General features: G+C 68.4%; 8 protein-coding genes and 1 pseudogene. 2 read left to right on the forward strand and 7 right to left on the reverse strand.

Going from position 1 to position 8084, the window contains the following annotated elements:
* Nucleotides 1-122 precede the first annotated feature (122 nt).
* The 3 genes from DPV74_RS22100 to alr form a co-directional block, all read right to left on the reverse strand.
* Nucleotides 123-389, reverse strand: a complete 267-nt coding sequence (locus tag DPV74_RS22100; RefSeq protein ID WP_021159088.1) for a DUF2866 domain-containing protein — start codon at nucleotides 387-389, stop codon at nucleotides 123-125.
* A gap of 146 nt (nucleotides 390-535) precedes the next feature.
* Nucleotides 536-1912, reverse strand: a complete 1377-nt coding sequence (gene radA / locus DPV74_RS22105; RefSeq protein ID WP_027787075.1) for a DNA repair protein RadA — start codon at nucleotides 1910-1912, stop codon at nucleotides 536-538.
* An 11-nt stretch (nucleotides 1913-1923) separates the two neighbouring features.
* Complete coding sequence (gene alr, locus DPV74_RS22110) at nucleotides 1924-2994, reverse strand: alanine racemase (RefSeq protein WP_021159086.1); 1071 nt, start codon at nucleotides 2992-2994, stop codon at nucleotides 1924-1926.
* A gap of 218 nt (nucleotides 2995-3212) precedes the next feature.
* Here alr and lplT point away from each other — a divergent pair, with 218 nt between their 5' ends.
* On the forward strand, nucleotides 3213-4520 hold the full coding sequence (gene lplT, locus DPV74_RS22115; protein ID WP_119337960.1) for a lysophospholipid transporter LplT: 1308 nt from the start codon (nucleotides 3213-3215) through the stop codon (nucleotides 4518-4520).
* Nucleotides 4521-4578: 58 nt separating this feature from the next.
* Nucleotides 4579-5388: a bifunctional hydroxymethylpyrimidine kinase/phosphomethylpyrimidine kinase gene (thiD, locus tag DPV74_RS22120; protein ID WP_119337961.1), complete on the forward strand. Its 810-nt coding sequence runs from the start codon at nucleotides 4579-4581 to the stop codon at nucleotides 5386-5388.
* 18 nt (nucleotides 5389-5406) lie between these two features.
* Here the strand turns inward: thiD and DPV74_RS22125 are convergent, their stop codons facing one another.
* The 4 genes and pseudogenes from DPV74_RS22125 to DPV74_RS22140 all read right to left on the reverse strand — a co-directional run.
* Nucleotides 5407-6372, reverse strand: coding sequence for a DUF1853 family protein (locus tag DPV74_RS22125; protein ID WP_060084333.1), 966 nt, complete (start codon nucleotides 6370-6372; stop codon nucleotides 5407-5409).
* Nucleotides 6369-7406 (reverse strand): uracil-DNA glycosylase, encoded by a 1038-nt coding sequence (locus DPV74_RS22130; RefSeq protein ID WP_119337962.1) that lies wholly within the window; start codon nucleotides 7404-7406, stop codon nucleotides 6369-6371. The genes DPV74_RS22125 and DPV74_RS22130 overlap by 4 nt, the downstream gene beginning before the upstream one ends.
* A complete protein-coding gene (gene rimI, locus DPV74_RS22135) occupies nucleotides 7393-7893 on the reverse strand; it encodes a ribosomal protein S18-alanine N-acetyltransferase (RefSeq protein ID WP_021159081.1) in 501 nt (166 codons plus the stop codon). Before rimI ends, DPV74_RS22130 begins: the two co-directional genes overlap by 14 nt.
* Nucleotides 7890-8084: pseudogene (locus DPV74_RS22140) on the reverse strand (tRNA (adenosine(37)-N6)-threonylcarbamoyltransferase complex dimerization subunit type 1 TsaB); the annotation flags it as partial. The gene rimI and the pseudogene DPV74_RS22140, both read right to left, overlap by 4 nt.

Genomic DNA, 8084 nt, shown 5'->3' on the forward strand with positions numbered 1-8084 from the left:
ACCTCGACAGGCCCATCCGTCCTTCTTCGGGCCCGGATACGACAAGGCCGGGCGCACGGTCCCGGCCTGTTCATTCACTACCGTCGTCACCCGGTTCGCCGGCCATCCGCCAGGCTGCCGGCTCAGCGGCGCGGCAGCGTATCGCGCGGCATCTGCTCGTCGTCGCCCATCAGGTACCGGCGCCCTTCTGTCGGCCGCCGGATCGCGGCAGCGACTTCCGCTTCCGTCACGTCCTCGGACACGACCTTGCGCGCGAGGCGCCCCTCTTCGTCGATCCACTCGACGATCCGGCATCCACCTCCCCAGGGTTGGCGAATCGGCTCCGACACGCGGCAGCCGCGCAGGTTGTAAAGGCGTCCGCCCGGCGCTTCCCCATAGGATTTCAACATAGGTTCCCTTCGCATTGCGCGGTTCGACAATCCGGCAAAGGATAGGGAAAAGCGATGTCCGGCGGGTTACAGAAGCCTACATATTCTTTACAACGAATTACGCGCCAGATCGCCGGCAGGCCCGGCCCGCGTGCCGGTGCAGCCGGTCACTCGAGATCGCGCACGCGGTCGATCGCCTGCTCGAGCCGATCGACGGCCATCACGTTCAGCCCTTCGATCGGCTGCTTCGGCGCGTTCGCCTTCGGGATCAACGCGGACGTGAAACCGAGCTTCGCGGCCTCGCGCAGCCGCTCCTGCCCGCGCGGCGACGGCCGGATCTCGCCCGCCAGCCCCACTTCGCCGAACACGATCAGCCCCTTCGGCAGCGCCTTGTTGCGCATCGACGAATGGATCGCGAGCAGCACCGCGAGGTCGGCGGCCGGCTCGGTGATCTTCACGCCGCCCACCGCATTGAGGAACACGTCCTGGTCGAAGCACGCGATGCCCGCATGACGGTGCAGCACCGCGAGCAGCATCGCGAGCCGGTTCTGTTCGAGGCCGACCGCGAGCCGGCGCGGGTTCGGCACGTGCGCGGTGTCGACGAGCGCCTGGACTTCGACGAGCAGCGGGCGCGTGCCCTCCTGTGTAACGAGCACGCACGAGCCGGGCACGACCTGCTCGTGCTGCGACAGGAACAGTGCGGACGGATTCGCGACGCCGCGCAGCCCGCGCTCCGTCATCGCGAACACACCAAGTTCGTTGACCGCGCCGAAGCGGTTCTTGAACGCGCGCACGAGCCGAAACGACGAGTGCGTGTCGCCTTCGAAGTACAGGACCGTGTCGACGATGTGCTCGAGCACGCGCGGGCCGGCCAGATTGCCTTCCTTCGTCACGTGCCCGACCATGATGATCGCGGTGCCCGACTGCTTCGCGATGCGCGTGAGCTGCGCCGCGCATTCGCGCACCTGCGCGACGGAGCCGGGGGCCGACGTGAGCGCTTCCGAGTAGACGGTCTGGATCGAGTCGATCACGGCCACGTCCGGCCGTTCCGTGTCGATCGCGGCCTGGATCTTCTCGAGCTGGATCTCGGCGAGCAGCTTCAGTTCGTCTGCCGGCGCACCGCCGTCGAGCAGCGCAAGCCGTTGCGCGCGCAACGCGATCTGCGCAGCCGATTCCTCGCCGCTGATATAGAGCGCGCGCCGCTCGCTCGCGATGTCCGCGAGCGATTGCAGCAGCAGCGTCGATTTGCCGATACCCGGATCGCCGCCGATCAGTACGACGCCGCCCGGCACGAGCCCGCCGCCGAGCACGCGGTCGAATTCGCCGATGCCGGTGGAGAAGCGCGGCACGTCGGCTGCTTCGATGTCGACGAGACGCTGCACGGGCGCACGCTTCGCAAGCGACTGGAAACGATGGGCCGACGGCGTTTCAGGAACCGATTCGACGAGCGTATTCCAGGCCTGGCACGACGGGCATTGCCCTTGCCACTTCGGGGTCTGTCCGCCGCACTCGCTGCAGACGTATACGGTTTTCTGTTTGGCCACGCGCGATGCCCTTATTCCGCGCGCACGGGCACACGGCCGGCGACTGCACACATCAGCTCGTAACCGATCGTGCCGCAATGGCGGGCGACGTCGTCGATCGGCAATGCATTGCCCCACAGCTCGACACGCGCGCCGACGCCGGCTTGCGGGCACGGGGTCAGGTCGACGGTAATCATGTCCATCGACACGCGACCGACGATCCGCGTGCGGATGCCGTCGACGATCACGGGCGTGCCTTCGGGCGCGACCCGCGGATAACCGTCCGCATAACCGCATGCGACCACGCCGATCCGCATCGGCGCCTGCGCGGAAAACGTCGAGCCGTAGCCGATCGCCTGGCCCTTCGCGATCGTCTGCACCGCGATCAGTTCGGACGCGAGCGTCATCGCCGGCTTCAGCCCCGTGTCGGCGATGTCGGACGACAGCCCCGACGGCGACGCGCCGTACAGCACGATCCCCGGGCGCACCCAGTCGAAATGCGTGTCCGGATGCCACAGCACGGCGGCCGAGTTCGCGAGACTGCGCGCGCCGGCGATGTTTTCCGCGCCGCGCTCGAACGTCGCGAGCTGCTCGGCGACGCCGCGCTCGTTGTCCGCATCCGAAAAATGGGTCATCAACGTGATCTGGCCGATGCCGGGGCACGCGCGGGCGCGCTCCCACGCGGCGCGGTATTTCTCCGGCAGGTAGCCGAGCCGGTTCATCCCGCTGTTCATCTTGAGCTGCACGTTGACGGGTTTCGACAGCCGCGCCGTTTCCAGCATCCGCATCTGCTCGTCGTTGTGGACGGTCGTCGTCAGGCTGTAGCGGTCGATCACGTCGATGTCGGTCGAGCGGAAGAACCCCTCCAGCAGCAGGATCGGGCCGGCCCAGCCGAGCTCGCGCAGCTTGACTGCCTCGTCGAGGTCGAGCAGGCCGAAGCCGTCGGTGCCGCGCAGGCCCGGAAACGCGCGGGCGAGACCGTGCCCGTACGCGTTCGCCTTGACGACCGCCCAGACCTTGGACGGGCCGGCAAAGCGGCGGACGACGGAGAGATTGTTCGCGAGAGCGGCGGTGTGGATGGTGGCGGAGATCGGGCGCGGCATGGGAAATTTACGTAAAGACGCTTGCGAATCATCAGCTTACCGCGCCTTTTGAGCACTGAAGCCGACAACTTGCGGAACGATCGGGGAATCTTGCTAGTCCGAACTGGCGTATTTTCATGTTATAAAGCCGTGCGCACAACCCATTTCGAACGGAATAAGCCGATCGCATACCAGGCGGCCTACGCGGCCCTGCCGCAGCGACGAAAGCATCGCATCAGATGAAAAAAGGTTTTTACACCATCATGGCCGCGCAGTTTTTCTCGTCGCTGGCCGACAATGCGCTCCTCATCGCCGCCATCGCCCTGCTGAAAGACCTTCACGCCCCCAACTGGATGACACCGCTGTTGAAGCTGTTCTTCGTGTTGTCCTATGTGGTGCTGGCGGCGTATGTCGGTGCGTTCGCGGATTCGCGCCCGAAGGGCCGCGTGATGTTCATCACCAACTCGATCAAGGTGGTCGGCTGCATGATCATGCTGTTCGGCGCCCACCCGCTGATCGCGTACGGGATCGTCGGCTTCGGCGCGGCAGCCTACTCGCCCGCGAAATACGGCATTCTCACCGAGCTGCTGCCGGCCGACCGGCTGGTCGCCGCCAACGGCTGGATCGAAGGCACGACCGTCAGCTCGATCATCCTCGGCACCGTGCTCGGCGGTGCGCTGATCAGCCCGCACATCGCGTCGCACGTGATCGCGCATACCCCCGCCTGGATCGGCACGCCCGCCGAAGCGGCGATGGCGATCATCATGGCGATCTACGTGGTCGCCGCGCTGTTCAACCTGCGCATTCCCGATACCGGCGCCCGCTACCCGAAGCAGGAACGCGGCCCGGTCAAGCTCCTCACCGATTTCGCCGACTGCTTCATGGTGCTGTGGCGCGACAAGCTCGGCCAGATCTCGCTGGCGGTCACGACGCTGTTCTGGGGTGCGGGTGCGACGCTGCAGTTCATCGTGCTGAAGTGGGCTGAAGTCTCGCTCGGCATGTCGCTGTCCGAAGGCGCGATCCTCCAGGCCGTGGTCGCGGTCGGCGTCGCGGCCGGCGCAATCGCCGCCGCGGCCCGGATCCCGTTGAAGAAGTCGCTGACCGTGCTGCCCGTCGGCATCGTCATGGGCATCGCGGTGATGCTGATGGCGTTTTACACGCGCGACCTGTTCCCGTCGCACTGGGCCGTGCATTTCGGCCACCTGCGCATGCCCGTGTACCTGATCATCGCGTACATCTTCCTGATGTGCGTGGGCGCGCTGTCCGGTTACTTCGTCGTTCCGATGAACGCGCTGCTGCAGCATCGCGGCCACGTGCTGCTGTCGGCTGGCCACTCGATCGCGGTGCAGAACTTCAACGAGAACCTGTCGGTGCTCGTGATGCTGTGCCTGTATGCGGTGCTCGTGTGGCTCGACGTGCCGGTCGGCGTCGTGATCGTCCTGTTCGGCACGTTCGTCTGCCTGACGATGTGGCTCGTGATGCGCCGCCACCAGGCGAACCAGCGCCAGTTCGACTCGGTCGCGCTGATCGGCGAATCGCGGCACTGACGCTACACTTCCCGTTTCCGTCCGCCGGCGCCGGTCTCCGAACCGGCGCATTGCCCCGATGACGCACCCGATACCCAACATCCTGACGATCGCCGGCTCCGATTCGGGCGGCGGCGCAGGCATCCAGGCCGACCTGAAGACGTTCTCCGCGCTTGGCGCCTACGGCGCCAGCGCGATCACCGCGTTGACCGCCCAGAACACCCGCGGCGTAACTGGCGTGCATGCGCCGGACGCGGCGTTCGTGGCCGCACAGCTCGACGCGGTGTTCAGCGACATCCGCATCGATGCGGTCAAGATCGGGATGCTCGCGAATGCCGCGATCGTGCACGCGGTCGCCGACGCGCTGCGGCGTTATACGCCACGCTTCGTCGTACTCGACACGGTGATGATCTCGAAGAGCTCGCACGCGCTGCTGGCGCCTGACGCCGTCGACGCGTTGCGCGATGCGCTGCTGCCGCTCGCGACGGTCGTGACGCCGAACCTGCCCGAAGCGGCCGCGCTGCTGAACGACGTGCCCGCCACCACGGAAGACGACATGGTCCGGCAAGGCCGGGCCCTGCTACAGACGGGCGCGCGTGCCGTACTGATGAAAGGCGGCCACCTGCCGGACGCGTCCGCGAGCCCCGACTGGCTCGTCGAAGCGGCGCGCACCGTGCGGCTCGACGGTGCACGCGTACCGGTCAGCAACACGCACGGCACCGGCTGCACGCTGTCGTCGGCGATCGCCGCGCTGCTTCCGCAACAGCCCGACCTCGAAAGCGCAGTGCGCGAAGCCAAGACCTACCTGACCGGCGCGATCGCCGCGAGCGGCCACCTCGACGTCGGCCACGGCGTCGGCCCCGTCCATCACTTCCATCGCTGGTGGTGAGCGCCGGCTGACGCGGCGTCAGTGATCCTGCGCCGCGAACGCCTGCGCGCGCACCGGCCAGTCGTCCGGCACGACGAACCCGCGCGCCCGTTCGCGCCAGGTGCCGTCACCGCCCTTTTCATGAATACCGATCAGCGCGGGGGCCTCGCGCGTCGTCAACACGGGCGGCAGTTCCAGAGCGGCCGCCAGCGGTTCCGGCTCGAATCCGGTATCGGCGGCGGCACGCCGCGGCGCCAGCCACGCCAGCCTCGGCAACACACTCCATGCGGCGCCGGCGGGCTGCGCGGCCGCCCACGCCGGCCACTGCGCGTGCGTCAGCCAGAATCCGCGCGGGTGATCCGGCGCGATTTCGGCGGACACCGGCGGCAACGGCTCGCCGTGCGGATAGAACAACCAGCCCTTGATGAACATCTGCGCGTCGGACGGCGCGCCGTAGCCGAGCCGCGCAAACCCGTCGTGTTCGCCGAGGCGCAACTGGTGATCGAGCAGCCGGCTGCGCTTGCGGTCGAACCGGTCGACGAGATTGGGGCCGACGAAGTCGGCAAGCGATGCACCGTCGCGTACCGGCGCGCACAAATAGCACTTCACCGCGAGTTCCCAATGCAGGCGCTGGCCGCCCGGCGCGTCGACGAGAAAATCGACTTCGCCGAGCGTCTTGCCGTTGCTGCGCAGCGGGAGATTGGCCGCGACGAGCCGCAGCGACGGGCCGTGTGTCAGGAAATACTCGAGCAGGCATTCCGCGTAGCGGCCGAGCCGGGTGGGCCGGAACCCGTCGAGCGCGCGATGCAGCGGCCCGGGCTGCGCATCGAGCGCGGCGAGCCACGCGTGGACGGCCGACTGCCCGGCCGCATCCGGCCACGGGCGCGCAAGCGGCGCTCCCGGTACCGCGGTGAGGAGGCTCGGGCTGGCAAGCAACCAGCCCAGATCGCGAACCGCGGCGTCATGCAGCGTATCGACGAATGCGCACGCCGCGCCCGTCGTCATTGCCCGGCCGGCCCGTTCACGTCGGCGCCTTCCGCGCGCCGGAACGTGTCGCGTGCGAGGCACAGGTCGGCCCATGCCTTCGACTTGTCCTGCAGGCTGCGCAACAGGTATGCCGGGTGATAGGTCACGATCACCGGCACGCCCTCGTACGCATGCACGCGGCCGCGCAGCGACGCGATGCTCGCATCCGTCTTCAGCAGGGTTTGCGCGGCGAAACGGCCGAGCGCGACGATCAGCTTCGGCTTCACGAGCGCGACCTGACGCTGCAGATAAGGCTCGCAGCGCGCGACCTCGTCCGGCTCCGGGTTGCGGTTGCCGGGCGGCCGGCACTTGATCACGTTCGCGATGTACACGTTGTCGCCGCGCTGGAGCGACAGCGACTGCAGCATGTTGTCGAGCAGCTTGCCGGCCTGACCGACGAACGGCTCGCCCTGCTTGTCCTCGTTCTCGCCCGGCGCTTCGCCGATCAGCATCCAGTCCGCTTCGCGGTCGCCGACCCCGAACACGGTATTGGTCCGCTTCTCGCACAGCCGGCAGAGCGTGCAGTCGGCCACGCGCGCAGCCAGCGCGTCCCAGTCGAGTGTCGCAACCGGGGTTTCGGCGCGTCGCAATGGGGCCGCCGGCGCGGGATCGCCCGGCGGCGCCGCATCGAACCACGCAAAATCGTCGGCTCCGGCAGGCGGCGCATCGTCCATCGGCGGCATCGTGTCGGTCGATGCGACCGGCGCGGCGCGCGCGGGCACGCGATCGCCGTCGTCGACGCGGTGCGCCGGGGCGGCAGGCTCGCGAACCGGCGGAACATCGACGCCCCGCGCCACTGCCGGCGTCACCTCGTCTTGCACCGGCGTACGCGCGGTGCGCGCAGGTCGCTCGGTCGCAACGACGGCAGGTGCGGCGTTCTCCGCCCCCGTTTGCGCCGCGGCGGGCGCTTCGACTGCCGCACCCGCGTCCGCGCCTTCATTCGCGCCCTGCCCGCGCCGCACCCAGATCTGCGCGAGGCCCATTTCCTCGAGCGCCGCTTCAGCCCATGCCATGCGCGTCCCCCTCATCCTTGTTCAGCGTCAGACGCATCACGATCGCGTCTTCCCGGCTGTGGTGCTTCGCCGGGTAGTAATTCTTGCGCCGGCCGATCGTCACGAAGCCGAAGCGCTCGTACAGATGGATCGCGCGCGGATTGGACGGCCGCACCTCGAGCAGCACGCCGTCGAGCCGCTCCGCGCGCGAAATGCGCACGGCCTCGCGCAGCAGCGCAAGGCCCGCACCCGCGCGCTGCGCGGCCGGCGCGACGCACAGGTTCAGCAGGTGCATCTCGTCGACCACGGGCATCAGCACGCAATAGCCGACGAGCGAACCCGTCACGTGCCGCAGGCACACGCCCAGGTAGCCGTTGCGCAACGAATCCTCGAAGTTGCCGCGGCTCCACGGGAACTCGTACGCGACGTGCTCGATCGCGACGACCTCGTCGAGATCGGCATCCGTCATCGGCGCCAGGTAGCGGTCGCTCAGCAGTACGCCCGTCATCCCTTCGCTCCGCCTGCCTGAGCGGCGCGTGCCGCGACGCGCTCGGCGGTCGTCTGTGCCACCTTGTCGCGCACGTACTCCGGTGCGGCCTGGTCGGCCGGCACCGTACGGCCGGCGCGGAACGCGCGCAGCGCGGCATGGGCGACCGCCAGCGCGTGCGGCATCGCGTCGCCGTCGATCACGGCCGCGTG

Source organism: Burkholderia sp. HAN2018 (assembly GCF_024704855.1).
GTDB classification, from domain to species: domain Bacteria; phylum Pseudomonadota; class Gammaproteobacteria; order Burkholderiales; family Burkholderiaceae; genus Burkholderia; species Burkholderia cepacia.